General features: G+C 39.2%; 27 protein-coding genes and 1 riboswitch. Of the genes, 24 read left to right on the top strand and 3 right to left on the bottom strand.

From position 1 onward, the window contains the following. Positions 1-55 precede the first annotated feature (55 nt). Entirely contained in the window at positions 56-868 is an 813-nt protein-coding gene (locus LY11_RS03690) for a hypothetical protein (RefSeq protein ID WP_111632388.1), read from the top strand. Here the strand turns inward: LY11_RS03690 and LY11_RS03685 are convergent. Further along, on the bottom strand, positions 855-2075 hold the full coding sequence (locus tag LY11_RS03685) for a dicarboxylate/amino acid:cation symporter (protein WP_111632387.1): 1221 nt from the start codon (positions 2073-2075) through the stop codon (positions 855-857). The genes LY11_RS03690 and LY11_RS03685 overlap by 14 nt on opposite strands. Positions 2076-2274: 199 nt before the next feature. Between LY11_RS03685 and LY11_RS03680 the strand changes: the two genes are divergently transcribed. Further along, positions 2275-3693: a glycoside hydrolase family 125 protein gene (locus LY11_RS03680; RefSeq protein WP_111632386.1), complete on the top strand. Its 1419-nt coding sequence runs from the start codon at positions 2275-2277 to the stop codon at positions 3691-3693. A 144-nt stretch (positions 3694-3837) separates the two neighbouring features. Continuing rightward, positions 3838-3987: a hypothetical protein gene (locus tag LY11_RS26625; RefSeq protein WP_170132618.1), complete on the top strand. Its 150-nt coding sequence runs from the start codon at positions 3838-3840 to the stop codon at positions 3985-3987. A 63-nt stretch (positions 3988-4050) separates the two neighbouring features. Here the strand turns inward: LY11_RS26625 and LY11_RS03670 are convergent, their stop codons facing one another. Continuing rightward, entirely contained in the window at positions 4051-4776 is a 726-nt protein-coding gene (locus tag LY11_RS03670) for a DUF4397 domain-containing protein (RefSeq protein ID WP_111632384.1), read from the bottom strand. Positions 4777-5064: 288 nt separating this feature from the next. Here LY11_RS03670 and LY11_RS03665 point away from each other — a divergent pair, with 288 nt between their 5' ends. The 18 genes from LY11_RS03665 to LY11_RS03585 all read left to right on the top strand — a co-directional run bounded on the left by LY11_RS03665 (position 5065) and on the right by LY11_RS03585 (position 22147). Beyond that, a complete protein-coding gene (locus LY11_RS03665) occupies positions 5065-5625 on the top strand; it encodes an RNA polymerase sigma factor (RefSeq protein ID WP_111632383.1) in 561 nt (186 codons plus the stop codon). Further along, on the top strand, positions 5612-6970 hold the full coding sequence (locus LY11_RS03660) for a hypothetical protein (protein WP_111632382.1): 1359 nt from the start codon (positions 5612-5614) through the stop codon (positions 6968-6970). The genes LY11_RS03665 and LY11_RS03660 overlap by 14 nt, the downstream gene beginning before the upstream one ends. Before the next feature lie 288 nt (positions 6971-7258). Then, on the top strand, positions 7259-7606 hold the full coding sequence (locus LY11_RS03655) for a helix-turn-helix domain-containing protein (protein WP_111632381.1): 348 nt from the start codon (positions 7259-7261) through the stop codon (positions 7604-7606). Positions 7607-7756: 150 nt separating this feature from the next. Beyond that, entirely contained in the window at positions 7757-8374 is a 618-nt protein-coding gene (locus tag LY11_RS03650) for a TetR/AcrR family transcriptional regulator (protein WP_111632380.1), read from the top strand. A 267-nt stretch (positions 8375-8641) separates the two neighbouring features. Next, a complete protein-coding gene (gene spt, locus LY11_RS03645) occupies positions 8642-9847 on the top strand; it encodes a serine palmitoyltransferase (protein ID WP_111632379.1) in 1206 nt (401 codons plus the stop codon). 3 nt (positions 9848-9850) lie between these two features. Then, positions 9851-10015: a hypothetical protein gene (locus tag LY11_RS26620; protein WP_170132617.1), complete on the top strand. Its 165-nt coding sequence runs from the start codon at positions 9851-9853 to the stop codon at positions 10013-10015. Then, entirely contained in the window at positions 10012-11001 is a 990-nt protein-coding gene (locus LY11_RS03640) for an NAD-dependent epimerase/dehydratase family protein (protein WP_111632378.1), read from the top strand. Before LY11_RS26620 ends, LY11_RS03640 begins: the two co-directional genes overlap by 4 nt. A gap of 174 nt (positions 11002-11175) precedes the next feature. Beyond that, complete coding sequence (locus LY11_RS03635; protein ID WP_111632377.1) at positions 11176-13758, top strand: DUF5686 and carboxypeptidase-like regulatory domain-containing protein; 2583 nt, start codon at positions 11176-11178, stop codon at positions 13756-13758. Positions 13759-13788: 30 nt separating this feature from the next. Then, positions 13789-14361: a DUF4833 domain-containing protein gene (locus tag LY11_RS03630; RefSeq protein ID WP_111632376.1), complete on the top strand. Its 573-nt coding sequence runs from the start codon at positions 13789-13791 to the stop codon at positions 14359-14361. A gap of 25 nt (positions 14362-14386) precedes the next feature. Beyond that, complete coding sequence (locus LY11_RS03625; RefSeq protein ID WP_111632375.1) at positions 14387-15016, top strand: sterol desaturase family protein; 630 nt, start codon at positions 14387-14389, stop codon at positions 15014-15016. Positions 15017-15326: 310 nt separating this feature from the next. After that, positions 15327-16037, top strand: coding sequence for a nucleotidyltransferase family protein (locus LY11_RS03620; protein ID WP_111632374.1), 711 nt, complete (start codon positions 15327-15329; stop codon positions 16035-16037). Between the two features lie 21 nt (positions 16038-16058). Next, positions 16059-16931: a hypothetical protein gene (locus LY11_RS03615; RefSeq protein WP_111632639.1), complete on the top strand. Its 873-nt coding sequence runs from the start codon at positions 16059-16061 to the stop codon at positions 16929-16931. After that, entirely contained in the window at positions 16918-17853 is a 936-nt protein-coding gene (locus LY11_RS03610) for a CDP-alcohol phosphatidyltransferase family protein (RefSeq protein ID WP_111632373.1), read from the top strand. Before LY11_RS03615 ends, LY11_RS03610 begins: the two co-directional genes overlap by 14 nt. A 4-nt stretch (positions 17854-17857) precedes the next feature. Further along, a complete protein-coding gene (locus LY11_RS03605) occupies positions 17858-18844 on the top strand; it encodes a lysylphosphatidylglycerol synthase transmembrane domain-containing protein (RefSeq protein ID WP_111632372.1) in 987 nt (328 codons plus the stop codon). Positions 18845-18890: 46 nt separating this feature from the next. Beyond that, positions 18891-19610, top strand: coding sequence for an HAD family hydrolase (locus LY11_RS03600; protein ID WP_111632371.1), 720 nt, complete (start codon positions 18891-18893; stop codon positions 19608-19610). 25 nt (positions 19611-19635) lie between these two features. Then, positions 19636-21009, top strand: a complete 1374-nt coding sequence (xseA, locus tag LY11_RS03595) for an exodeoxyribonuclease VII large subunit (protein ID WP_245952588.1) — start codon at positions 19636-19638, stop codon at positions 21007-21009. Further along, complete coding sequence (gene xseB, locus LY11_RS03590) at positions 20987-21193, top strand: exodeoxyribonuclease VII small subunit (protein WP_068396816.1); 207 nt, start codon at positions 20987-20989, stop codon at positions 21191-21193. The genes xseA and xseB overlap by 23 nt, the downstream gene beginning before the upstream one ends. A 39-nt stretch (positions 21194-21232) precedes the next feature. After that, a complete protein-coding gene (locus LY11_RS03585) occupies positions 21233-22147 on the top strand; it encodes a tetratricopeptide repeat protein (protein ID WP_111632369.1) in 915 nt (304 codons plus the stop codon). Here LY11_RS03585 and LY11_RS03580 read toward each other — a convergent pair. Then, positions 22144-22506, bottom strand: coding sequence for a response regulator transcription factor (locus LY11_RS03580; RefSeq protein WP_111632368.1), 363 nt, complete (start codon positions 22504-22506; stop codon positions 22144-22146). The two genes, LY11_RS03585 and LY11_RS03580, sit on opposite strands and share 4 nt — an antisense overlap. A gap of 220 nt (positions 22507-22726) precedes the next feature. On the opposite strand from LY11_RS03580, the gene LY11_RS03575 reads away from it, so the two are divergent. From LY11_RS03575 to metE, 3 genes are all read left to right on the top strand, one after another. Further along, positions 22727-22906 (top strand): histone H1, encoded by a 180-nt coding sequence (locus tag LY11_RS03575; RefSeq protein WP_111632367.1) that lies wholly within the window; start codon positions 22727-22729, stop codon positions 22904-22906. 62 nt (positions 22907-22968) lie between these two features. Then, a complete protein-coding gene (gene mgrA / locus LY11_RS03570) occupies positions 22969-23973 on the top strand; it encodes an L-glyceraldehyde 3-phosphate reductase (RefSeq protein ID WP_111632366.1) in 1005 nt (334 codons plus the stop codon). A 64-nt stretch (positions 23974-24037) separates the two neighbouring features. Beyond that, positions 24038-24224: riboswitch (cobalamin riboswitch) on the top strand. A 184-nt stretch (positions 24225-24408) separates the two neighbouring features. Next, complete coding sequence (gene metE / locus LY11_RS03565; RefSeq protein ID WP_111632638.1) at positions 24409-26733, top strand: 5-methyltetrahydropteroyltriglutamate--homocysteine S-methyltransferase; 2325 nt, start codon at positions 24409-24411, stop codon at positions 26731-26733. The last annotated feature ends 19 nt before the right edge of the window (positions 26734-26752 follow it).

Raw genomic sequence — 26752 nt, 5'->3', positions numbered from 1 at the left:
TAAATTTGGGTTGCGCTTAAAGGATACACCGGACGGGTTAGCAATTTTATATTACATGGGATTATTCGATATTTTCAAAAAGACTGAGACAGCAAAGGAAACGGAAACTGGGAAAACGGTTAAGAATGAGTCAGTTGCCGGAGCAGGAAAACAACAGGTTCCTGAGGAGTATCTTGGAGATTTAGAAAAAACAAAGATGCTGGCTATACTTTTAGCTGTACCAATGGAGCATAGAGATGAGGAATGGGTAAGCCGCTTTTTGGCCGATCTGCCTCTGGCCAGCTTACGTTGCGGAACACCGCAAATTATAGCCGGACCTGATGGGTTCCCTTATTTTCAATTATTTGTTCCTGAACCTGGTGAAGAATATCAATCTTTTTATATTGAAAGAATGATTACTGATTTTTTGCTGGAAAGAGGATACGGTGTCGTGATTAATCCTGGAGAAGGACAACCTGATTGGGTACTTTCTTACGGAGATCTTTTAAATTATAACCTGAATGGCAGTTTCTTTACAGCCGAAGACAGCCAGTTCAGCATTAGCAGCAACACCGAAGAGGTCGTTGCTGAAGGGGAAGAGATTATGGTTGGACAACCTGCCGAAACTATCCTTCCGTCTTCCACAAGAAAACTCCTGAAAGATTTCTTTGAACTAAATGGTATTGAAGGCCCTAAAGTTTTGTTAATGGCCCGCACAGTAGGTGAGGAACTTAAACAGGATCTGGCATTTAATATTACCCCGGATCGTTTTGAGACGGAAACTCACTATAGAAATATGATGCAAACCGTTACCTGGTATCTGCCAAGACACTACTCTGTAATTGGTTTACATGATGATAATATTGAAAATGGTTTTATGCCTTTGTAGCTAACCAATTTTTTCCCTCCGTAAAACGTGCCACTAACATGGCCGCTACGGTGTCGCCGGTAGAATTTAACAAGGTGGCCATCGGATCTACTAACGTTCCGATGATCATCGCCGGTGGTAAAGCCTCAGGGGGGAAGCCATAAGCGGAAATGAATAACAATTCACCTACGTAACCGCCATTTGGAATACCTCCCTCCACAATACTGACCAGTACTGTCATCCCCAGGGCGATGGTTATCGTTTCTATATTATCAAAACCCTTACCGAACATCGCGAATACAACCGCCATTTTGATAATGGAAGAAATACTTGAGCCGTCTTTGTGCAGCGTCGCGCCCAGCGGGATAGTTACATTTGCAATATAAGAAGGGATTCCTATTTTTTCTGCTGCCTCTAAATTGGCAGGTATGTTGGCAATACTGCTGCAGGTACCTATGGCAGTGGCCGATGGGATAATGTTGTTGTTCCAATACTTTTTAATACCTTTCATCCCCCCGGCCACGAATGCGTAAAGGGTGAAAATAACCACAAAATAAAAAGCTCCTGTTCCATAATAGAGTCCGAGGGACCTGGCATAGGTGCCGAATAACTGGGGGCCAAAAACACCCACCTGGTAAGCAAAATAAGCCCCAAGCCCTAGAGGAGCAAGTTTCATGATAATAATGAACACATTTTTGAAGACTTCATTCCCTGCATTCAGGAAATTCGAAAAGGCTGTTCCATAAGCTCCTGAGCGTAAAGTCGCAAAACCCGTCAGCACAGAAAAGATAATCATCGCCAGCATACTTTTTCTGGATAACAGCTCAAAGAATTCACTGGTGGTCAGCAATTGGGTAATCTGATCTCCAAAAGGTTTTTTAACTATAGTTTCTGTCAGCGGGGCACTGGTCATGTGCTCATGAACCGGGAAAATCCTGACCGCCAGAATCGTTAAAGAGGCAGCAATCAGTACGGTAGATAAAAACACCAATACCATGACTGCCATCATTTTACTGAGCTTATTAGTTTCCTTCAGTCCGCCAATGGCTGATGAAATAGAGAAAAAGACCAGAGGGATTACAGCGGTAAATAAAAGATTAAGGAATATTTCCCCTATGGGTTTTAAAACTTTAACACGATCGCCGAATATTAAGCCGGCTAAACTACCGGCAATGATACCAGCTATCAGCCAGATAATCCCTTTATAACTCTTATAGAAGCTGTTCATAGGGCTAATATAGTTTTTATTGAGATAAAAGGACTATTAAAATACTAGACATTTATGCTGTACCGTTTTATATTAAAATACAAAGACACTCCGATATTTAAAAAAAAATATATAATATTGGCAGATTGTTTGAATGCTTTTAACCTGAAGTGTCCGTTGCCTGATTTTACAGACACGAAGTTAATCTGATAGATAATTAATGAAGAGAAGATCATTTGTGCAGAAAGCGGGGCTTTTAACAGCCGCCCTGGTGTCGGGAAAAATGTTGTCATTTGCTGCTGATACCGGGTTTCCAATCGTAAGAAAACCAATCGAGCTACGTCGTTTCACCAGCAGATCGGTTGAAAATGCGATTATCGAGTTTACCGATAAGGTGAAAAATAAAGAGTTGGGCTGGTTATTTAATAACTGTTTCCCAAATGCGCTGGACAACCTGGTTACTTATACAGAGTTTAATGGAAAACCAGATACTTTTTTAAGTACCGGAGACGTAGATGCGATGTGGCTGAGAGACAGCAGTGTGCATATGTGGACTTATTTGCCATTTTTAAGAAGAGATAAAGGCTTGAGAAACCTGGTTGGGGGAGTCATCAGCAGACAGGTTTCTTATGTACTTAAAGACCCTTATGCAAGTTCTTTTTATAATGACCCAACGAAGGTGGGGGCTATGAAAGATGACCTGACTACCATGCTGCCAGGTGTGCATGAACGCAAATGGGAGCTCGATTCCCTGTGTTATCCTATTCGTTTGTCTTACCGGTACTGGCAGCAAACCAAAGACACCAGTTTTTTTGATTCCAAATGGCAGGACGCGGTTAAAACTATTCTGAAAACTTTTAAAGAACAGCAGCGTAAAGAAAATGCTGGACCTTATCACTTCCAGCGTACCACTTTATGGGCCACTGATAGTTTGCCAATGGAGGGTTTTGGTTACCCGGTAAAACCCGTCGGGCTGATTTGTTCAGCTTTCCGGCCAAGTGAGGATGCGACCGTTTTCTCTTTCCTGGTTCCTTCGAATTTCTTTGCCGTAGTGAGTCTGCGACAGGCTGCAGAATTATTCAGGATTATTAAAGCGGATGAGGCTGTGGCTAAAGAAATGGAAGCGCTTGCACTGGAAGTCAGACAGGCCTTACAAAAATATGCGATTGTAGAGCATGCCACCTATGGTAAGGTCTACGCCTATGAAGTAAATGGAATGGGGAGTTACAACCTGATGGATGATGCAAATGTACCCAGTTTACTGGCATTGCCTTACCTGGGCGCAATTTCGATGACTGATCCGGTGTACCTGAATACACGCAAAATGGTACTTTCAGCGGATAACCCGTTTTTTTATAAAGGCAGCCTGGCAGAAGGTATAGGAAGTCCGCGGGTCACTAAACATCTGATCTGGCCCATGAGTATTATTGCCAGGGGATTAACCAGTACGGATGACGAGGAGATTAAACTTTGCCTGAAAATGCTGCAAAAATGTCATGGAGATACCGGCGTTTTACATGAATCTTTTGACCCTGATAATCCAAAACAGTTCACTGGTTCTCCTTATTCGAGAGCTAATAGCCTGTTTGCAGAGTTTTTATGGAAAATATACCAGGAGCGGCCTTATTTATTGGTTTAGCTTATAGCGATTCTATATTGTCATTGAAATGAAATTATGAAGAATGCTTAACATTAACTTAACATTAGGTTGGCATATTTGTAAATGTTCTTACCGATACTCGCTGCCACGTTTTACTTATTTACAGTTATAGCCGCTTTTAAAATGGAAACCCCTTTAAAAGGGTTGCTGTTTGTTCTTGCCGTTGCAGGGATTAGTGCTATACTTTATCTTTTTATTTTGTTTCCGGGTATATCTGGTGTCGCAGTGGCATTAATGCTGGGCGCATTTATCTTACGCCAGGGAAGCAGGTAAAAAAAAACCACCTGGCTGTTAAAGCGCAGATGGTTTTAAACATTAACTGATAGGGGTACAGGTTTAGAACCTGTGCAGGCTTGAAGTGATGCTTAATTGCTTCGCAGGAACTGTTGCTCCCAGTAAGCCTTTAGCATAAATCGTATAGAAGTTTCCTGCAGTGATCTCCACATCTGCCAGGGTAGCAGCAACTGCTTTAGTTGTGGTATTCACTACAGATACTTTATATTTAGCTGGTTTAAGATTTTTAAACACGGTATATTCTTTGAAAGCTCTGTTTTTGAAAGAAGTTGTATCGCCCTCAATCACCAGGTCATAAGCAGGAGAATCTGAAGAAAGATTGATAAAACGTATTTTACCATTTCCCGCAGCCGGTGCAGTAAAGTCATCCTTAATCACAAGGAAAGCAGAACTATCCGCTTTAGCAAGCGTCTGGGTAGTGATATAAAGCGAGTGATACTGGTTGGTAGCCAGGTCAAAATTAGCCTTGTAAAAAGTTTCTACTGAACCCGGTTTTGCTAAAGCTCCCAATTGTGTTCCTGAAGTCAGCGTAAAATAATTATAGCTCTTTCCAAAAGGTAAAGAACCTGAGGTTATTCTTCTGTTATTCAGAATAAAGTCAACCGAATCATTCAGTGGTGAAGCATTGGTAATTGATAATGCTGAACGGTCCTGCTGAATAGGAGTGTCTTTTTTACAAGCATTAAAAGAAAGAACAGCACCAGCAACCGCCGTAACTACTAAAGTTCTTTTGATGTTTTTCGAAAATGAAGTAAGATTAAATTTCATGTCTTAAATGTTTTGATAAGATTTATTATGTGTTTTTGGAGGTAAAACGTAGCTGGAATAGAAAACGCTACAACGATTTTAGATAAATATTGAAAATGAAAGAAAAAGCCGATATTTATAGTTTTATTGAATGTTGCTGTAGCGTTATGCCGGTGAGCTGCGTTTATCCTGTTAATCCGGTTCTGTTAAATAAATAGAGATGGTTGCAATCTGTGTTCAGGCAGAGTATAAAAATAGATATATTGACTTATAAGATAGGTTTAGCGAAGCGTGGATAATAAAAATACAATGTTCCAGGAGATCATTGCGGGTCTTGGTGCGCGTGATGAGCGCATACAAGAACGTATTTATGTCCACTACTGGGGTTATCTGATGGGTATATCAACACGTTATTTTAAGGATAGAAACGCTGCTAAGGAGGTGGTCAACGATAGTTTTATGAAGGCATTTAAAACCATGTACGACTTCAGGCATGACCACAACCTTCTGGATTTTCAAAAAACTTTTAAAGCATGGCTGGCCAAAATAACTGTTCGTACTGCGCTGGATAAGCTCAGGGCCAGTAAATCTGTGCTGAGCTATGTAGATGAATATGAAGATGGTACTGTAGGATATGTGGAAGTAGAGGAGAAACTGTTTGCACAGGATATTCTCAGGCTCCTTCATAGTCTTCCTGATTTACACCGTACAGTTTTCAATCTTTATGAGATAGAGGGCTTCAGTCATGATGAAATAGCTTCGTTATTAACGATCCCGGTCAGCTCGAGCCGGACTTATCTTACCCGGGCAAAGCAAAAGTTGAGGGAACTTTATAAAAAAAGTATTGAAATTACTGATGGAATATCCTAAGAAAGAACTGATAAAGGAGATTGCTGATCTTTTCGAAGATTATCAGGAAACCTATGTGCCGGGAGAATGGGAGTCATTTTCGAAGGTTAAAAAGAAGAAGTACCCGTTTTTGGCAAACTGGATCAGAATTGCAGCAGTATTTGTACTGATGGCTTCTGTATTGCCTTTTGTATTCAAGCAATTTTTTCCGCGGCAAAAGACGGGTCAGGTGGCTGTTGTGAAGTCAGCTGTTCCGCAGGGAAGTATTGTGAAATCCGTTGTTCCGCAAGTAGCTGTAGTGAAGCCGCCTGTTCCAGCTATATCCGGGCAGGCCATTGCCGGTTCGAGAGGCGGGGCTGCCGGTAATGAAGGGCTGGTTATTGAACAGGTCCAGTCTGCTGCTGTTCCGCAGTCTGCTGGCAGAATTGCAGTAAACAATAGTCATCCTTCGGGAATACTCCGGTCAGATGCAGTACCTGTAATTACTGAAATTAACACACAACGGGCTGCTGATGGGGTTGCTGCCGGAAAAGTGCAACCGGTGCAATTGCAGCAGGAGTTAAGTTTACAGCAGAAAAAACCGGTACAGCAATATGCTCAAAAAGAAACTAAACCTTTTATTGCTGCGGGTGCTAAAGACACAGCGAACCACATACCGCATGAAAAATTGACTACGGCAGAATTCCTGCTGGCTGAATCCAGGAACTCTGGTAAAACTTTAAAAAAGAAAGAAGAAAAAGGATCTGACTGGGATTTTGGATTACAGGTGATGCCTACCGCTACCAGTGATAAAATGAATGTAGGCGGAGGGCTGACCACTGCTTACAGGCTTTCTGATAAGTTTTCTTTAAGCTCCGGAATTTCATACCTGCAAATGCAGGCAGCCGGTGCGGTTCCCGGACAAGGGAACAGCGGGGTGGGGGTAAGCTCATTTTCTAATAAAAAATTAGTCTCTGTGGACGCTAATCTGAAAGCTATAGATATTCCGATTGCACTGGTCTATAAATTGAATAAAAGTTTTTACACGAGTGCAGGTGTTTCTTTTTTCAGCGTACTCAGTGAAAAAAGAAATAATACTTTTGAACAAACATCGCAGGTAGATCTGAACGGTTATGACTTTCAAACTGGCGGCCCTTCTACTTTTAAGGCAGTAGCAGTGGAGCACGTAGAAGAACCTACTGTAGAAAAACATTTAAAGGGAAATAGTTATATCGGTTATTTTAATTTCTCGGTTGGCCGTCAACAGCATATTTTTAATAAATACAAAGTCCGCATCGAACCATTTATTAAAATCCCCGTGGGTAAACTTTCTTCAGAGGATTTGAATTTAACAAATAGTGGTATCAAGTTTCAACTGTCATTTTGATAGTTTTCTGATTTATTCATTTTATGGCCTGATGTTTGACGTGTAAGGGGCAGTACATTTAACTACCTTTCCTCTCAAATTGTTTAAGCAATATATTTTGCTTGTCAGGTAGCTATTTCTGGAAATTTGCGAAAATCATTTTCTTTTTTCTGCGAAATGTATTTATTTATCATTATTTGTAATATACTATAATGTTTTAGCTTAAAAAATCACTATATAATGTAAAAATTATGTTAAATAATTTCTATTTTTATTTCAAAACAAACTCACACACATAAATATCATACAATGAAAACACTGGGACAGAAATTCAAAATTCTCCGTCAAAAAAGAGGTCTTAATCAAAAAACTATGGCCGAGTTATTAAAGGTATCTATTCCTGCATACTCAAAATTGGAAACAGGTATTACTGATCCGAATTTTAGCAGGATCCACCAGATTGCGAAAGTACATGGTTTGGACATCAGACAATTATTGAATACAGGCGAGGACGATAAAAGCGAGGTAGGAGAAGAGAACGAACGCTTAAAACAAAAAGTTACAGAATTGGAAACAAGTGTAATCCGTTTGCAGAGTAAATTAATCGATCTTTACGATAAAGAAGACCTTCGCGTTAAACCAGGGCAGTCAAAATAAGAGATAAACCTTAAAGCCACTTTTATTTTTAATTTAATATCATTATCATTTCAATGTCGGATTTGATATGGAAAGATTGCGGAATGAAAAAATTACAATACTTTTGGACCATAATTGAATTTCGGTCTAATTATTTATTAGCAGTTTTGAATGGAAAAGGATGAGATTGTAATAGAGGAGATATTATCAGGGGCAAAGAAGTTATTCGGAAAACATGGATTGAAAAAAACAACCATGGAAGAGATAGCTACTGCAGCTGGTAAAGGAAAGAGTACGCTCTATTATTATTTTCCAAGTAAAATTGAGATTTTCGAGGCAGTTGTTGAAGATGAAATGAAAAACGTAGTGAAGCGGATACGCGAAGCTGTCAATGTTTCATTAACTGCCAAAGAAAAACTAAAAGCTTATTTACAAGCACAAATCACCTCTATAATAGGTTTTCATAGCTTTAGAGAGGTTTTGTTTGATGATGTTTTAGATAGCATGAGGATGCTGATTTGTATCAAATCAAGGTACGAGCAGATTCAGATAGATATGATTACGGAAATCCTCCTTGGAGGGAGCCAGTCGGGCGAATTTAAAGAAATGACATTGGAAAGAATGAACAAAATCTCTTTTGTGATGGTCACCGTTTTTCGCGGCCTGCATTTCCCTTTATCCATAGAACTTTCTGAACAGCGGACACATGAATATTTTGATGAAATGATCGATATGCTAATTACAGGGATAGGTAAGGATGCTTTAAAAAAGAAGACGGAGAGCAATTAATCTGAAAGGTATTTCTTGTTTTAACTGGAAATATAAAGAAGATTTAAACAATAAAATAAGAGATAAAAGGTGTAATTATTTATTTGACAATAATATTATAGACTAAAATACGGTTATGGTCTAAGAATAATTTACTTTTGTCTATCTTAAAATTAACATATTTTTAATATATTAGATCATGTTTCATTGCGGTATTTTTTGTATTAAGCTGTGTATGAATAAAATAAATTATGAATCTATCTGAAGTAAACATTATACAATTCAGGCATGCGTAAAAAATTGGGCGATAGGATTGCGGCATTTAAAGATGCAAATGCAATTAAGGAAAAAGGATTATACCCTTATTTCAGATCGATAGAGTCGGCACAAGACACTGAGGTCATCATTGAAGGGAAAAAAGTTTTGATGTTCGGGTCAAATTCTTATCTGGGGTTAACTAACCATCCGAAGATTAAAGAAGCTGCAAAACTTGCTGTTGATAAATACGGAACTGGTTGTGCCGGATCAAGATTTCTGAACGGAACACTTGATATTCACCTGGAACTGGAAAGAAGACTTGCAGCATATGTAGGTAAAGAGGCTGCTGTATTATTCAGTACAGGCTTTCAGGTTAACCTTGGGGTTATATCCTGCTTACTGGAAAGAAACGATTATCTGATTCTGGACGAATATGACCACGCTTCTATCATTGATGGTAGCCGCTTGTCGTTTTCGCGTACAATCAAGTATGCGCACAATGATATGGACGATCTGCGTAAGAAATTAAGCAGATTACCTGAAGATGCTGCAAAACTGATTGTTGCAGATGGTATTTTCAGTATGGAAGGTGACATTGTCAAACTTCCGGAGATTGTACAGCTTGCAGAAGAATTCGGAGCGAATATCATGATGGATGACGCACATAGTCTTGGCGTGATCGGCTTTAACGGTTCAGGAGTGGCTTCTCACTTTAACCTGACCGATGATGTAGATCTGATCATGGGTACTTTCAGTAAATCATTTGCTTCGTTAGGTGGATTTATTGCAGGAACGGAAGAAACGGTAGAATACATTAAACACAGAGCACGCTCATTGATGTTTAGTGCAAGTATGACTCCTTCTGCAGTTGCAAGTGTAATTGCTGCATTGGATATTATAGAATCAGAACCAGAACGTATTGATAAACTTTGGGATAACACGAACTATGCAAAAAAACTACTTTTAGATGCGGGATTTGATATTGGTCATACCGATAGTCCAATCATACCGGTTTATATCAGAGATAACGATAAAACTTTCCTGATCACCAATATTTTACACAGGAACGGGATATTTGTTAACCCTGTTGTTTCACCAGCTGTACCTTCAGATTCGTCTCTGATCAGATTCTCTCTGATGGCTACACATACCTTTGCTCAGATTGAGGAGGCGGTAGATAAACTTTATGCTGCTTTTAAAGAGGTTCAGCTAACCCCGGTTAAGGTTAGTATCTAAGCTATGAAACAGAGCGTTGCCCGTAATGGCAAAAAGGATTTTAGTAGTGTTCCTGACTTATTTATAACTCAGGAACATATGCTGAGTTCCGGACTGCATCCTTTTGGGGAACAAGCGTTAAAAAGCGGTATTACTTATTATTCGCAGTTATTTGAAAAAGCGATATGAAAAAGCGTGTATTGATAACTGGGGCAAGTGGTTTCGTTGGATTCCATTTGATTGCTGCAGCCATAGCTTCTGATTTAGAGGTTTTTGCAGCGGTAAGGCCAACTAGTGATATTAAACATCTTCAGGAATTTGGTATACAATATACGCATCCTGATTTCAGTGATACCAATTCACTTCAAAAAGAATTAGAAGAAAAACAATACAGTTACATCATTCATGCTGCTGGTATTACCAGTGCCAAAACCAGGGAAGAGTACAATATGGTTAATGCCGTATATACTCAGAATCTTGCTTTGGCAGCCATAGCGGCAAATATTAAGCTGGAGAAATTCATCTTTGTGAGCAGTCTTGCGGCGCTGGGACCTTTAAAGGACCTGGCTGGTTTGATTGAGGATAATTCTCCTGCTCATCCGGTCACTAATTACGGCGCAAGCAAGTTATTGGCAGAGCAGTACCTGGAAGAGATTAAGGGGTTGCCGCTTTTGGTGATCCGCCCGACAGCGGTTTACGGACCCAGGGAAAAGGATATTTTTATCTTATTGCAAACTATTAACAAAGGACTGGAGCCGCATATTGGCAGCTTTAAACAACAGATCAGTTTCATTTATGTGAAAGATCTGGCCAGGATTATTGTAGAAGCATTGTTCTCTGCTGTAACAAACAAACAGTACAATGTGTCTGATGGTGGTATCTATAGCAGATACGCTTTAGCAGAAGGGGTGAAGAAGGCCCTGCATAAAAAAACATGGAAGTTTCACCTGCCTGTTCCTGCAGTTGCTGCCCTTGCAGCATTGATGGAATGGATTTATAAAAATGCTGCAGGTGCACCTACCTTGAATAAAGAAAAAATGAATGAGCTGACTGCCATCAATTGGGCATGCAGTATTGAAAGGCTCCAGAAAGATTTTGGATTCAAACCTGTTTATAATCTGGAAAAAGGATTAGTTGAAACGGTAGATTGGTACAAGAATAATAAATGGCTATAAATAGCTGCGATAGTTAAACAGAAATATTTATAATATTAGTTTTAAATTGTTATTTGTTGATATGAAGGTGTTTGTGGAATATAAAATGGATCTTTTTTTTGCTCTAATTATTGACTTTTTTACTGCATTAGTCCGTCCGCAGGTATTTTTTTTGAAATTTGCTCTTATATAATTATGAAACCACACCTTAAAAAAATCATACTGATCTGTGCTTTGGTAATGCCATTTTTCGCATTTAAAGCTGCGGCTCAGCAACCTGTACCTGCTTCACGTACCGTGATTACAGGTATAGTATCTGATGCTACAGATAAAGACCCGGTTCCTTATGCTACCATTCTGTTTAAAGGAACAGGGATCATTACTAAAACGGATGTGGATGGTAAGTTTACCATTTCCACCAGTGAAGCACATACGCAGTTACAAATTAGTTATGTAGGTTATCAGACCTCTTACGTGACTATCAAGCCTGGACAAACACAAGTGGTTAATGTTAAGCTGCAATCAGAATCTCAAAAATTGACCGAGGTTGTGATCAGTTCTAACAAAAGACCTGCTTATAGAAATAAGAATAATCCGGCGGTAGAGCTGATCAGAAAAGTAATTGAAAATAAAGCTAAGAATCAGAACAAGAATTATGATCATGTAGAATATCAGCAATATGAACAAATGCTGTTCTCTTTAAGTAATCTGTCTGAAAAATTCCAGAACAAACGTATTTTCAAAAACTACCAGTTCCTTTTTGAAAAACAGGATTCTACCAAGATTGGCGGTAAATTAACACTTCCTGTTTTTATGGAGGAAAAGGTATCACAGATTTACCTGCAGAAGTCTCCGGATAAGAAAAAGACGATTCTTACTGGTGATAAGCACGTGAATTATGATAGTAAATTTATTGACACCGAAGGACTGAGCAAGTACTTTGAAAGGATGTATGCAGACATTAATATTTATGACAGCAATATTTCTATTGTAAGTAACCAGTTTTTGAGTCCGATTGCTGATTCTGCACCTACTTTTTATAAGTTTTTTATTACTGATACTATAAAAACACATAGTCCTCAGCTGATTGAGCTTTCTTTTATTCCAAGGAACAATTCAGATCTTTTATTTGAAGGTAAGATCTACGTCACTATGGATGGTAATTATGCGGTTCAGGATGCTTTTCTGACGGTGAATAAAAATATCAATCTTAACTTCGTGAGGGCATTGGAGGCTAAACTTGATTTTGATAAAAACCCGGACGGCAGGTATCATTTGTCCAAAACCAACCTGATTATTGATTTTGGTATCAATAAGAAAAGAGGCGGAGGTTTTACCGGGCAGCGTACGGTCAAGTTTAACAATTACAAGATCAATAACCCTCAGCCAGACTCTGTTTACAGGGGGGCAGCGCTGGTGGTTAATCCACAGGCCGGATTACGTTCGGAACAGTTCTGGGATAGCCAGAGACAGAGTGATACTTTAGTAGGGGCCAATCTGAAAATTTATAAGAATATTGATACTTTACAAACCATCCCATCCTTTAAAAGGACGATGGATATTGTTACTTTGTTCTTTGCAGGTTACAAGGATTTCGGACCATTCGAAATGGGACCTGTCAATACGTTTTACAGTTTCAACAGTGTAGAGGGTTTCCGTTTACGTCTGGGCGGGCGTACCACTCCTGCACTAAGTAAAAGATATTATTTTGAGACTTATACAGCCTATGGTTTTAAAGATGAGAAGTGGAAGTATTTCTTAAGCGGAACTTATTCTCTGAACAATAAGTCAATTTATGCCTTTCCTCAGAACTTTGTCCGCGCAAGTTTCCAGAGAGACACCAAGATCCCTGGTCAGGAACTCCAGTTTGTACAGGAGGATAACTTCCTGCTGTCTTTCAAACGCGGGGAGAATAATATGATGACTTATAATGATATTTATAAGATTGATTATACCAAGGAGTTTGAAAACCATTTTTCTTATGGATTTAGTTTCCGTAAATGGACACAAAGACCAGCAGGTTCATTAGGCTTTAATAGCTTTAATGCAGACAATGTGATTACCCCGATTGATAAAATCAATACCACTGAGCTGACTGTAAGTTTGCGTTATGCGCCTTATGAGAAGTTTTACCAGGGAAAAGTATACAGAACACCCATTATTGATAAATATCCTATTTTCAATCTGCGTTATACTGCAGGCTTGAAAGGCGTATTGGGCGGTCAGTATAATTATCACAATTTCGTAGCCAGTATTGATAAGAGATTCTATCTGTCGCAATTAGGCTATACAGATGTGACCGCAGAGGGCGGGTATATCATCGGAAAGGTCCCTTTTCCTTTATTGACTATCCACAGAGCGAACCAGACTTATGCTTATCAATTGATGTCCTACAATTTAATGAACTTCCTGGAGTTTGTGAGTGATCATTATGCAAGTATCATGATCGACCACAATTTCAATGGATTCTTCTTTAATAAAATACCTTTGCTTAAGGAATTGAAATTCAGAGAGCTGGTTTCCTTTAAAGCCTTGTATGGTGGTTTGAGAAATGAGAATAATCCAAACCTTAATCCTTCGCAGTTCCAGTTCCCTAAAAATGACCAGGGAGTAGCTACAACAAACGGATTAAGCAGTACTCCTTATATTGAGGGAAGTGTCGGTGTGGGTAATATCTTTAAGTTACTGCGCGTGGATATGGTAAGAAGATTTAATTACCTGGATAACCCTGGTGTATCGAAATGGGGTCTTCGTGCGAGAGTTAAATTCGATTTTTAAAAAAAAAGAAATAGCGTATATATTTTAATTATGAAAGCATTATCGTTTCGTTTGTTTTTTCTGTCAGCAGCAATAGCTTTAAGTAGCGTTGCGACTGCTTTTTCACAAACTCAGGATCAAAGTAACCCTTCGCCGCTGAAATTCCCGGTGCCTAAAGGAATCAGCAACCAGCTTTTCTATTTACAGCGGGACCCGAATACCAATACCATTATCTGTGAATTAAATGTCGATGCTAAAGGACAGGTGAATAAAGATGAGCCTATTCTGGTATACTGGCTTCGTTATGATGAAGATGGCGGGAAAAAAGAATTGGGTTATGTACAACGCAAATTTGCCTATGGGATTGGCAGTAAAGCAATCGGCAAAGATCAGTATGAATTACGTTTTGTTTCCCATAAGAAATTACCGATGTACCTGGTGAAATCTGAAGAAGATAAGAAATATCATGTTTATGTGACAGTGAATAATAAGAAAATACAAATAGAACGCATATTTTTGCGGATAGAAGGTGGATCGTTCTGGTTACCTAATGTGAAGTACGCCGAAATCAAAGGGATCAATACTTCAACAAATACGGTTATTACTGAACGAATCAAAATTTAAAAATAATACTCTTAATTATATTGCCATGAAGAAAAATTTTATTTCGAACTCTTCTGAATCTATCAGAATGTTCAAAAGCGGATTTTTAGAGAGCTTGTCAAAAGTTCATTTTTACGTGCCCCTGATTGTTTATATCCCGGTTATCGGCTATCTATGCTGGTTTGCTTTTGCTGAAGTGCATATGAATTTTTTCAGCTTCATCGGATGGGTAGCCCTGGGGCTGTTTCTATGGACTATTGCTGAATATATTCTGCATCGTTATATTTTCCATTTTTATCCGAAGTCCAGTATCGGGAAGAGAATACATTTTATTTTCCATGGTGTTCACCATGATTATCCAAATGACAGCAAACGCCTGGTTATGCCTCCTTCAGCGAGTATTCCTATGGCACTGGCACTTTACTACTTGTTTTTATATCTGCTGCCTGAGGGCACTATATACGCCTTCTTTGCAGGGTTCTTAATCGGATACCTGGTTTATGATATGGCGCATTATGCTTTACACCATGCTAACTTTAAAAACCCTTTCTGGAAGAAGCTGAAACAACATCATATGCTGCATCATTATTCTGATTCTACTAAAGGTTACGGGGTAAGCTCGGCCTTATGGGATAAGGTTTTAGGTTCGGATTTTGACAAGAAAGTAAATACTTAACGGCCTGTTTTTAAAATACTGATTTTCAAAAGGCATCGGTGATAATTGGTTATCCGGATGCCTTTTTATATTAATATTAATTCAATAAAATCTGTCTTATTATTGCCATAATATTTTCTTAACACGCTATAATCCTGACTATTTTACTAATTTCGTCTGTTAATTTAAATTCTGGCGGTTTAATTTTTATTTAAAGTACTGTTTTTGAATTGTATAGAATGTAAATAAGGAATTCTTAATTTTTGAAGTTTTTCAGTTAAATTTACTTAGTGCCTCTTAATTTGATAAAATAAAAAATACGATAAGTTTTATGTTATATGCAATAATCGCTGCAGGAGAAGGCTCCCGCCTTTCCAATGAAGGCTATATAGGTTTAAAGCCTATGGTTAGAATCAATGGAGAAATGCTGATTGACCGGTTGATAAGGATTTTTATTAATAACGACGCGGAGGTAATCTATATTATAATTAATGAAAATTCTTCTGAACTAGCTGAATATTTAAAAAATTATGTCTCTGCAGTACCGCTTAAAATCGTTACCAAAACCACGGAAAGCTCTTTACACAGTTTCCATGAATTGCTGGATGAATTTAAGGATATAGAAGAATTATGCCTCACCACAACGGATTCGGTTTTTGAAAAAGAGGAGTTTCAGCATTACATCGAAGATTTTAAAGCAAACAAAAACGACGATGGGCTGTTAGCAGTTACGTCATTCATTGATGACGAGACCCCATTGTATATTAATTTTGATGATAACAATGTAATTAAACAAATTACTGACCAGGCAACTCAGGAAAAATCATTTGTTTCTGGCGGGATCTATTGCCTGCGTAAGAAAGCACTTGAGCTGGTTCCTGTAGCAATTAATAGCGGACTTCACCGGATGAGAAATTTTCAAAGACTTTTAATACAAAATAACCTGGTGGTAAGAGCGCATAGTTTTAATAAAATTATGGATGTTGATCATGTTTCAGATATTGAGAAAGCTGAACACTTTTTAAGCGAGGTAGAGAGATAAGTGGACGAAAACGTAAATAAAATGACCCTTCTTGGGGTTAAAAGAGGAAGTATATTTTCTCCTAACCATATTGGTAATGATGAGGCAATCTTTAATCTTACCCTTTTAGAACTGCAAAAACTGGGTCACCAGGTTACAGTTTGTACTGAGAATGAATTTCTGACCATGACTGAGGTGAAGGAAGAATTTATTTTTACAATGGCCAGGGAAAAAGATGTGATCTTAAAGCTGCAAGTACTGGAACGTTCCGGGAAAACGGTGATCAATTCTGGATTTGGTATTGAGAATTGTTTCAGGAATAATATGACAAATGCCCTGATTAAGGCAAATGTACCTTATCCTAAAAGTAAAATTACCACAACTGATGCACCTGCAGCAGATTTGTTTCAGGATTTACCCGGAGACGGATTCTGGATCAAAAGAGGTGATTTCCATGCCATTCATAAAGAAGACGTAACTTACGTTGAATCTGAAGAGCAGGGAAGATATATTTTAAAAGAATTCAGCTTGCGTGGAATACCTAATGCGCTGATTTCTCAGAATTTGCTGGGTGATCTCGTTAAGTTTTACGGAATCAGGGGAAGTGAGTTCTTCTACTTGTTTTATCCTTATGACCATAACCACCATAAGTATGCGGAATATGAACAAACCAATGGAAAAACTTTCCATTATCCTTTTGATCAGGAGCTGTTGAAAAATGTAGCCAATACTGCTGCTGAAGCTTTAAACATATTTGTTTACGGTGGTGATGCTATCGTGAGCAAGGATGGAACATTTCGTATCATTGATTTTAATGACTGGCCTAGTTTTGCACCCTGCAGAGAACAAGCTGCGCCCTTTATCGCAAATTGTTTGATAGAAAATTTTACATTAAAAGTTGATGAAAGAATTTAACCTGACTGAAGAACAGTCAAAAGTATCATTTGAGAATACACTGAAATCCAATGATACAGAAGAAAAAATAGATATATACTTTTACCGTCCTATTGGTTATCAGATCGCACTTTTTTGTGCAAAGCTGAATATCACCCCAAATACTGTTACGATTGTAAGTATCTTTTTTGGTGTAGGGGCGGGGATCATGTTCTATTTTCCAAGCTTATGGCTGAATGTAATCGGAATGGGCCTGTTAGTTTTTGCTAATTCCCTGGATAGTGCAGATGGACAACTGGCCAGGATTACCAATAATAAAAGCCGTTTGGGGAGGATCCTTGATGGTTTCGCGGGAGACTTTTGGTTTGCATCCATTCATATTGCCATTTGTCTTCGTTTGCAGAATGAAGGCTGGCCTGCATGGATCTGGGTATTAGGGGTTGGTGCAGGTGTTTCTCATGTGTTCCAGTCTGCTATGGCAGATTATTACCGCAATGTTCATTTGTTCTTTATTAAAGGGGTGTCTGGCAGTGAGCTGGATAATACAACCGATTTACAAAGAGAGTACGACAGGGATGCTAAACAAACCAGTTTGTTTTTGCGGATCGTCGGTAAGGGATATATCAATTATACGCATTTGCAGGAAAGGTGTTCTCCTTATCTGCAGAAATTTCTCAAGCTTGTCAAGAAAAAATATGCTGCTGAGTTACCTGCAGATTTAATCAGTGAATTTCGTACGCTGAATAAGCCATTGATGAAGTATACAAATATTATCCAGTTCAATACCCGGGTAATCTTTTTGTTTCTGTGGTTGTTTATGAATGAAACCTGGGTTTATTTCGTATTTGACCTGGTTGTTTTAAACTCGATCTTAATTTACATGGTGAACAGACAGGAAAAAATAAGCCGCATGTTTTTCGAACGTCTTTCAGTTAAAGCATAATTCAATGAACAGTAAGGCTTATAAAGTGATTTTCATGGCACTGGGCATTGTTACGCTCGGGTTTATGATCTACAAACTGGGTTTCCAGGAAATTCTTGGAAATATAGAGAAAACAGGCGGCTGGTTCATCCCTATTATAGGGAGCTGGCTGGTTATTTACGGACTGAATGCGCTTGCATTTCGTCAGATTATCCAGGAGCCTGCATTACCTGAGAGCAATTTGCCTTTTTCAACGGTATTGCGGTTAACGGTTACCGGGTATGCCATCAATTACGTTACGCCTTTTGTGGCCTTGGGTGGTGAGCCTTACCGGATCATGGAATTGAAAAAGTTTATGGGCATCCATAAAGCAACTTCTTCTGTTTTGTTATATGGGATGATGCACGTGTTTTCACACATCGTTTTCTGGGTGCTTTCGATCTTGCTGATCCTTGCAGTATTGCCGCTGGAATCAACGATGGTTATCGGATGTATTGTGGGCTTTATTGCAGGTATCCTGATTATTTTATGGTTTTTAAGTATCTATAAAAAAGGGTTCACGGTCAATACTTTCCTGCTCTTGCAAAAGCTTCCTTTTGTAAAGAAATTTGCGACTAACTTTTTAAAGGAAAAATCTGAATCGCTGCATGAGGTGGATGATCAGATCAGAATGTTATATGAGCAGCGGAAGCCGCGTTTTTTGATGGCGCTTCTTTATGAAATCCTGGCCAGGGTAGTCACCTGCGCAGAGATTTATTTTACAGCTGTTGCGATTGGTCTGGATATGACGGTTTCGCAGGCGCTGATTATCAGTTCGGCTTCTTCGTTATTTGCAAATATCATTTTCTTCTTCCCGATGCAGCTTGGGGTAAGAGAAGGCGGGCTGGCCTTAGCGCTTCGAAGTGTGGGTTTACCAGCAGAAGCGGGTATTTTCATAGGGATCATCATGAGGATCAGAGAAATAGTATGGATTATCTTTGGCTTTATTTTAATGAGAGTTTCAAAAAGATAATTTGAAAATATCATGTACTTTTGTCAGGAATAAAATATTCAATCATATGATAAAAGGACTCTTATTTGATTACGGCGGGACGATTGATACCAATGGCCTTCATTGGGCAGTAGTATTAAAAAATAGCTATCAAAAATTCGATATACAAATACCAAAGGATTTATTCTTCAAGGCTTATTCTTATGGTGAAAGAAGCCTGGCTATTCATCCGATTGTACAGCCTTCTTTTACCTTTTTACAGGTATTACGTTCAAAAATTGAGCAGCAGTTTGCTTTTTTAGCAGAGAACGATTTTCAAATTGACAAAAAATACATTGAACTGATTGCCACTGATTGTAACGAATTTGCAAAACAGACTGTTCAAAATGCCAAAGTTGTGCTGGAAGAACTGGCTGCTATCTATCCTTTGGTTATGGTTTCCAATTTCTATGGAAATCTGAATGCAGTTTTGGAAGACTTTGGAATCAGACATCTTTTCGCACAGGTTGTGGAATCTGCTGTGGTAGGGGTAAGGAAACCTGATCCTGCAATTTATGGACTGGGTGTAAAAGCTTTAGGTTTTAAGCCGGAGGAATGCCTGGTGATCGGAGATTCTTTCAGCAAAGATATTATTCCCGCTAAAGAAATTGGATGCCGCACGGTATGGCTTAACGGTATCGGCTGGGAAGATGATGACCACCTGAGTGCGTCTAATACGAATGGTGTCGTTGCTGATGAGGAAATTAAAGATTTTTCGGCGCTTACCCATTACCTGGTTACTTCCTGATCTTATTTGTAACACCCCAGAAAAATTGGCAGCAATACCCGCTATAAAATTATCCGAACTTACCCGTCAGATTCATGATACGATCAACGGTGTATTTGGCTCGAAAACATTTTGGGTAATTGCTGACATCACAAATTATACTTATAAACCTCAAAGTAATTTCCATTATTTTGAACTGGTTGAAAAAGATAAGTCCTCTGCAAAGATCCTGGCTAAAATTGGCGGGAGAGCGTGGGGGAATGCTTCCGTGAATATTGCTAATTTCGAAAAGGCCACAGGGCAGCAGTTTAAAAATGATATTAACGTGCTGATCCAGGTTGCAGTGCAGTATAATCCTTCTTTTGGGTTACAGCTGAATCTGCTGGATATTGATACCACGTTTACTTTAGGCCGTTTTGAACAGCAGCGCAAAGAAACGCTGGACAGACTGGTACGCGATAATCCTTCATTTATTCGTTTAACAGACGGGCAATACCGCACCAGGAACAATGAGTTGCCGTTGAACAGGGTATTGCAGCATATCGCAGTGATCTCCTCTGATACTTCTGCTGGTTATCATGATTTCAGGCATACACTGGAGAATAATACTTTCGGGTATCATTTTGAAGTGGATGATTATTTTGCGCTGGTTCAGGGGGAAGGTAATGCGGGGCAGTTTTTAACCAAGCTTATCCAGGTATTTGGTTCAGGCAAAGCGTATGATGCGTTAGTGATAATCAGGGGTGGAGGTGCCCAAACTGATTTTCTTATTTTTGATAACTATGAACTGAATCGTGCGATTGCGAAGTTCCCGATACCTGTCATCACTGGAATCGGCCACCAGAAGAATGAAACGATTGCCGATTTAATGGCACATACTTCTACAAAAACGCCAACAAAGGCGGCAGAAATGCTGATTGCACACAACAGGAATTTTGAAGAAGCTGTATTATCGGTTCAGCAGCATCTGGTGATCAGGACCTTTCAAATGATGAATCAGCATAAGGAACTGCTGACCAGGCTGAACCAGACTATTATCAATTCATCGAAAAATCTGCTGCACGAAAAACACAGGGACATCCTGAATCTTTCGGGCATGGTGCTGACCAATCCTAAAATTATTATCTCCAATAAGCGCAAAGACCTGAAAAACCTGCTGGCAAACTTTAAATCCTTTAACCGGATGTATTTTGTGAACCATGCGCGGTATATCAGTCATTTCGAAGCTGTGGTGCGGATCATGAGCCCTGAGAATATTTTGAACAAAGGATTTGCCATTGTAAAAATAAATGGTCAGATTGTAAGTAATGCCGATGCGATTGAACCTGGAACGGAGCTGACCATAGCTTTGAGTTCAGCAGAGATCAATACAAAAGTTTTATCTAAAACATCCCGCAATGGAAAAGAATTTGAATTATGAAGCGGCTTATAGTGAATTGACACAAATTGCCCAGGAAATAGAAACTGAAGCGGTTTCCGTAGATGTACTTGCCGAAAAAGTAAAACGGGCTTCCGAACTGATTGCTTTTTGTCAGACAAAATTAAGGTCTACTGAGACTGAAGTCAACAAAATTATAAAGCAGATGGAAAACCAACCCTTATAGTTACCTTCGTCCACCGTTTAATTTAAAAAAAAATCAGCCATGTTAGTTTATAGTCCAGAAGAAGAAGAAGTATTTTTTGATCAGATTGATCAGGTTTATACACTGACTGAGTCACAAAATTTAGAAGAAGCTGAACAGCTTTTGTTAGAGATTAATGAATCGATCCCTCATCCTAAAGAAAATTGCAGTGTTGGCGGCATATTGCTGGACAGTATTTTCTCTTTTTATGAGCAGACCGGTCAGGTTGAAAAGGCATTGCCTTATTTTTTAAAAGAAACTGAGTACCTGCAGGAAAAAATGAAGTCGGAAACTGTAAAAAGTTCTGGTCATTTTATTACCACTGGCAGCATTTATTATGCGCTTGGTGACCTTGACAAAGCGAGAGTATATTTTAAAATTGCCCATGGTTTAGGGAAAAACAGTATTTTCCACGATTTTAATGCAGATTTCCTGCATATGGCAGTCACATCTGATGTGGAATTTGAAGAATTCAAACAGAATTTCGTTCCTGTGGATAGTTCACAACAGGAAGAACTGACTGATGAGCAGCAGGATCTGATGGAAGAATACTGTGATCAGGGAAACCTGGAAATGGATGCAGAGCATTTCGATAAAGCTGCGGAATGGTTCCAGAAAGCACTGGATGTATTACCTGCGCCTAAAGAAGATTGGGAAGCTGCAGGCTGGGTTTCAGCTTCATGCGGTGATGCCTATTTCAGTGCAGGTAAGTACAAGGAAGCTTTGGAACATTTACTGGTTGCACATAGTATCTATACCAGTGAGGAAGAAGTAAATCCGTTTGTATTGCTGAGATTGGGAGAGACTTATTTTGAGCTTGAAGATCATAAAAATGCAACTGCAAATTTACTGGCTGCTTATGAAATGGAAGGTGCTGAGCTTTTTGAGGATGAGCAGAAATATCTGGAGTTCCTTAAAACACAACATAAACTTTAGGCACTGATCAAATAGTGTTCTATAGTAGAGAGTAAGAAAGAGATATCAAAAGGTTTAGCAACAACTTCATCTGCACATATCTCTTTCACTACCTCTGATTTAGGATGAGTCGATAAAACGATGACAGGAATATGGCTGGAAGCTTCTGCAGCTTTGATAGTCTTGCATAAGGCTGTTCCTTCTTCGGTCGGGCTGATCACATCGAGCAGAATAATATCGGGCTGAAAATCTCTGATATGGTCAAATATTTCTTTTTCTGACGACAATAAGTCAACATCATAACCTTCCTCAGTAAGCACAATATTAATCAGTTCAAGAATATCTCTGTTCTTCTCCAATACTAATATCTTTTTATTCATAAGGCTTTATATCCTGTTCTTTGTTTTGTTGAAGATCATTGATTATTCTGTGAACAAAAATAGCTACAATATGTGAATGGTATGAAATTACAGCGTCATTTTTCTGATACCTGAAAAAGACGTTTATAGCTTATTTATCAATATAATGGCAATTAAAATGATGTTCTATGTGTTTATTTCTCAAAAGTTATATATTTGGCGCTGTATAAAAAATTAAAACATGGAAAAATTTTCAAAACTAAAAGAATTGCTTGCTTCTGTTGAAGTTGATGCTGAGAAGTTTTATTCTGCAGGTAACAGTGCAGCAGGGACAAGAGTACGTAAAGCGATGCAGGATTTAAAAGTTCTTGCTCAGGACATTCGTGCTGAAGTAACTGAGAAAAAAAACACAGCTAAATAAATTTAGCACAACCTTACCGGAAGAGGGGGTTTCATTACCCTCTTTTTTTTGACCCTTTTTTTATGCCATATATTGCCAACCCTGAACGTTATACCAAAATGCAATACCGCCGTTGCGGTAAAAGCGGTTTAAAATTACCTGCCATATCTTTAGGATTGTGGCATAATTTCGGATACGTGGATCAGCTGGAAAATTCCAGAAATATTCTGAAACTCGCTTTTGATAGTGGAATCACACATTTTGACCTCGCCAATAATTATGGCCCGCCTCCGGGATCGGCAGAAGAAAACTTCGGTACGATCTTCAAACAGGATTTCCCGGCTTACCGGGATGAACTGATCATTTCTTCTAAAGCGGGTTATACGATGTGGGATGGCCCTTATGGGGACTGGGGTTCTAAAAAATATTTAGTTTCCAGCCTTGACCAGAGTTTAAAACGTATGGGGCTTGATTATGTTGATATTTTTTATCACCATCGTCCGGACCCTGAAACACCACTGGAGGAAACCATGGGTACACTTGATTTGATGGTGCGCCAGGGCAAAGCGCTCTATGTTGGGATTTCAAATTATCCTGCAGCTGAGGCGGCTGAAGCTTTACGCATTTTGAAAGAGCTGGGTACACCCTGCTTAATCCATCAGCCTAAATATTCTATGTTTGAAAGATGGATAGAAGGTGGGTTATTGGATTTGCTGGGTGAACAGGGGGTAGGATGTATTCCTTTCTCGCCATTAGCTCAAGGCTTACTGACCAATAAATACCTGCACGGTATTCCTGAAGATTCAAGAGCGGCAAAACCGCATGGGTTCTTACAGGAAAATCAGATTACTGGCGAACGTCTTCAGCAGTTACAGGAATTAAATACTCTCGCGGTTAAACGTGGACAGAGCCTGGCACAAATGGCACTATCCTGGATTTTGAGAGACGAGCGGATCACTTCTGTTTTGGTAGGGGCCAGCAGACCTGAACAGCTTGCGGATTCAATTAAATGTCTTGATCAGCTTTCGTTTAGCGCAGATGAGTTAAGTTTGATTGAACGTGTTTTAGCTAATTCAGAGAAAAACTGATTTTCCTGACCAACGCAATCTAATTTCATTTATATTTGAGTTGATTAAGTTCTTTACTATTTTTTCTTCATCAACCGGAAAAGGTTCTGCTTAACGCAGATTAATAGGGAATCGTGTGCAAATCACGAGCTGTCGCGCAACTGTAAGTAACTTCACAGTTTTTGCCGGAATAATATCCACTGTCTTTTAAAGATGGGAAGGATGGCAAAAATGTTACAAGTCAGGAGACCTGCCTGTTTCGAATTGACAATGCTTTCGCGAATTGAAGCTTTTGATCAGATATGATGCGTTTTTAATTGCTGCTGTCAGCGTATGTATTACGTTTAATGGTTGCTGGTGCGTATATATTTAATCTCTCCTTCTTTGTAAAACATTGTGAACATTTAGCTTAAAGAGCTTTTAACTGATTTTTTTATCATTTAAAAAGCAATGAAAATGCTAACAAACAATCTTGGCTATCCGCGAATAGGTAGCAGCAGAGAACTCAAAAAAGCCAGTGAACTTTACTGGTCGGGCAAAACACCTATCGAAAACCTGTTACAAGCAGGAAAAGAAATCCGTACCACGAACTGGAAGCTTCAGCAGGAAGCAGGAATAGATCTTGTTCCTTCCAATGATTTCTCTTTTTATGACCAGGTACTGGATCTTTCTCTAACAGTAGGCGCAATTCCAAAACGCTATCAGGAAGTTATTTTAAACAAGGCCAATACGGAGCTGGATCTTTATTTTGCCATGGCAAGGGGGTATCAGAAAGATGGTATTGATATTACTGCCATGGAAATGACCAAGTGGTTTGATACCAACTACCATTATATTGTGCCGGAATTCCATAAGGATCAGACCTTCAAGCTTTTTTCTCAGAAAATCATCAATGAATATAATGAGGCGAAACGTTTGGGTATAAAAACCAAACCGGTAATTATCGGCCCTGTTTCTTATTTGCTTTTAGGTAAAGAAAAACAAGAAGGTTTCCACAGAATTGAACTGATCAAAAACCTGTTACCAGTATACCTGGAAATCTTAAAAGAGTTAGCGGACCAGCAGGTAGAGTGGGTACAGTTTGATGAGCCTTTCCTTGTGCTGGATTTAACGCAGCAGGAAAAAGATGCTTATACTTATGTTTATCAGGAGATCAAAAAACAGTTTCCAAAGGTGAAGGTTCTTTTAGCTACTTATTTTGAAGGCTTAAAAGATAACCTGGAGCTTGCAGCGTCATTGCCGGTTACTGCATTACATATTGACCTGGTGAGAGCTCCTGAGCAATTAGAGCGTGTGCTGGCAGCTATTCCTAACCATTTACAATTGTCTTTGGGGGTAGTGGATGGAAGAAATATCTGGAAAAATGATTTCCAGCAGTCACTTTCACAGTTAAATCTGGCTGTAGAAAAAATAGGGGCGGACAGGATTTTAGTTTCTCCTTCTTGTTCGTTGATTCACTCTCCATGTGATTTAACTTTAGAGACGAATGAGAAAACGCTGAAACCTGAGGTTAAACAATGGCTTGCTTTTGCCCGTCAGAAAGTGGACGAAATTGTTCATTTGAAACAATTGGCCGGTCAGGATCCTGCTGCTGCTGCAATTACAGCTTTAAAGGCTAATGTAACTGCAAATCAAAGCCGCAGAACTTCAGCCTTAATTCATAATGATGCGGTGAAAAACCGTGTTGCTGGAGTAACTGAAAAGCAAGAGAACAGGTTAACTGCTTATTCAAACCGTAAAATTGCACAACAGCAGGCTTTAAACTTGCCATTATTCCCAACCACTACAATTGGTTCTTTCCCGCAGACTCCTGAGGTGCGCAGCTGGAGAGCTAAATTCAAGAAGGGTGATTTAACGCAGGCAGAATATGATAAGCTGATTGAAGAAGAAACCGAAGAAACAATCCGTTTTCAGGAAGATACGGGCATTGATGTGCTTGTTCACGGGGAGTTTGAGCGGAATGACATGGTTGAATATTTTGGGGAACAGCTTGCTGGATTTGTTTTCACTAAAAATGGCTGGGTACAGAGTTATGGCAGCCGCTGCGTGAAACCTCCGATTATATTTGGGGATGTGTATCGCCCTGCGCCAATGACCGTAAGGTGGTCTTCTTATGCGCAGTCGCTGACCAGTAAATGGGTTAAAGGGATGTTAACGGGGCCTGTAACTATTTTACAGTGGTCATTTGTAAGAAACGATCAGCCGCGTTCACTGACTTGTAAGCAAATTGCTTTAGCTATCCGTGATGAGGTTTGTGATCTGGAAACTGCTGGTATTAAGATCATTCAGATTGATGAGCCTGCAATTCGTGAGGGTTTACCTTTGCGCAAATCAGATTGGCAGGACTATTTGAAGTGGGCAGTTCAGGCTTTCCGGATTTCTGCAAGCGGGGTACGTGATGAAACACAGATTCACACGCATATGTGTTATTCAGAGTTCAATGATATTATTCAGCATATCGCAGACATGGATGCAGATGTAATCACAATTGAATGTTCACGCTCACAAATGGAATTGCTGGATGCTTTTGCAGATTTCAATTATCCGAATGAAATTGGCCCGGGCGTTTACGATATTCACTCGCCAAGGGTTCCTTCGAAGGAAGAAATGGTCAATTTACTGAAAAAAGCAAAAGCTGTGATCCCGGCTGCCCAGTTATGGGTTAATCCGGATTGTGGTTTAAAAACACGCCATTGGGATGAAACTAAAAAAGCCTTGATCGAAATGGTTGAAGCTGCAAAAGAATTGCGTTTATCTGTAAAAGAACCAGTAAGTTTGTAGCCTTAAACGGGTGGTCTGT

The organism is Pedobacter cryoconitis, assembly GCF_003259615.1.
GTDB lineage: Bacteria > Bacteroidota > Bacteroidia > Sphingobacteriales > Sphingobacteriaceae > Pedobacter > Pedobacter cryoconitis.
Note: the sequence above shows the minus strand (reverse complement) of the source record. Positions and strands in the feature narration are given on the sequence as shown.

Excerpts from the sequence above, each read along its gene's own strand:
- LY11_RS03690 (WP_111632388.1), top strand. The coding sequence starts at position 56 with ATGGGATTATTCGATATTTTCAAAAAGACTGAGACAGCAAAGGAAACG.
- LY11_RS03685 (WP_111632387.1), bottom strand. The coding sequence starts at position 2,075 with ATGAACAGCTTCTATAAGAGTTATAAAGGGATTATCTGGCTGATAGCT.
- LY11_RS03680 (WP_111632386.1), top strand. The coding sequence starts at position 2,275 with ATGAAGAGAAGATCATTTGTGCAGAAAGCGGGGCTTTTAACAGCCGCC.
- LY11_RS26625 (WP_170132618.1), top strand. The coding sequence starts at position 3,838 with ATGGAAACCCCTTTAAAAGGGTTGCTGTTTGTTCTTGCCGTTGCAGGG.
- LY11_RS03670 (WP_111632384.1), bottom strand. The coding sequence starts at position 4,776 with ATGAAATTTAATCTTACTTCATTTTCGAAAAACATCAAAAGAACTTTA.
- LY11_RS03665 (WP_111632383.1), top strand. The coding sequence starts at position 5,065 with ATGTTCCAGGAGATCATTGCGGGTCTTGGTGCGCGTGATGAGCGCATA.
- LY11_RS03660 (WP_111632382.1), top strand. The coding sequence starts at position 5,612 with ATGGAATATCCTAAGAAAGAACTGATAAAGGAGATTGCTGATCTTTTC.
- LY11_RS03655 (WP_111632381.1), top strand. The coding sequence starts at position 7,259 with ATGAAAACACTGGGACAGAAATTCAAAATTCTCCGTCAAAAAAGAGGT.
- LY11_RS03650 (WP_111632380.1), top strand. The coding sequence starts at position 7,757 with ATGGAAAAGGATGAGATTGTAATAGAGGAGATATTATCAGGGGCAAAG.
- spt (WP_111632379.1), top strand. The coding sequence starts at position 8,642 with ATGCGTAAAAAATTGGGCGATAGGATTGCGGCATTTAAAGATGCAAAT.
- LY11_RS26620 (WP_170132617.1), top strand. The coding sequence starts at position 9,851 with ATGAAACAGAGCGTTGCCCGTAATGGCAAAAAGGATTTTAGTAGTGTT.
- LY11_RS03640 (WP_111632378.1), top strand. The coding sequence starts at position 10,012 with ATGAAAAAGCGTGTATTGATAACTGGGGCAAGTGGTTTCGTTGGATTC.
- LY11_RS03635 (WP_111632377.1), top strand. The coding sequence starts at position 11,176 with ATGAAACCACACCTTAAAAAAATCATACTGATCTGTGCTTTGGTAATG.
- LY11_RS03630 (WP_111632376.1), top strand. The coding sequence starts at position 13,789 with ATGAAAGCATTATCGTTTCGTTTGTTTTTTCTGTCAGCAGCAATAGCT.
- LY11_RS03625 (WP_111632375.1), top strand. The coding sequence starts at position 14,387 with ATGAAGAAAAATTTTATTTCGAACTCTTCTGAATCTATCAGAATGTTC.
- LY11_RS03620 (WP_111632374.1), top strand. The coding sequence starts at position 15,327 with ATGTTATATGCAATAATCGCTGCAGGAGAAGGCTCCCGCCTTTCCAAT.
- LY11_RS03615 (WP_111632639.1), top strand. The coding sequence starts at position 16,059 with ATGACCCTTCTTGGGGTTAAAAGAGGAAGTATATTTTCTCCTAACCAT.
- LY11_RS03610 (WP_111632373.1), top strand. The coding sequence starts at position 16,918 with ATGAAAGAATTTAACCTGACTGAAGAACAGTCAAAAGTATCATTTGAG.
- LY11_RS03605 (WP_111632372.1), top strand. The coding sequence starts at position 17,858 with ATGAACAGTAAGGCTTATAAAGTGATTTTCATGGCACTGGGCATTGTT.
- LY11_RS03600 (WP_111632371.1), top strand. The coding sequence starts at position 18,891 with ATGATAAAAGGACTCTTATTTGATTACGGCGGGACGATTGATACCAAT.
- xseB (WP_068396816.1), top strand. The coding sequence starts at position 20,987 with ATGGAAAAGAATTTGAATTATGAAGCGGCTTATAGTGAATTGACACAA.
- LY11_RS03585 (WP_111632369.1), top strand. The coding sequence starts at position 21,233 with ATGTTAGTTTATAGTCCAGAAGAAGAAGAAGTATTTTTTGATCAGATT.
- LY11_RS03580 (WP_111632368.1), bottom strand. The coding sequence starts at position 22,506 with ATGAATAAAAAGATATTAGTATTGGAGAAGAACAGAGATATTCTTGAA.
- LY11_RS03575 (WP_111632367.1), top strand. The coding sequence starts at position 22,727 with ATGGAAAAATTTTCAAAACTAAAAGAATTGCTTGCTTCTGTTGAAGTT.
- mgrA (WP_111632366.1), top strand. The coding sequence starts at position 22,969 with ATGCCATATATTGCCAACCCTGAACGTTATACCAAAATGCAATACCGC.
- metE (WP_111632638.1), top strand. The coding sequence starts at position 24,409 with ATGCTAACAAACAATCTTGGCTATCCGCGAATAGGTAGCAGCAGAGAA.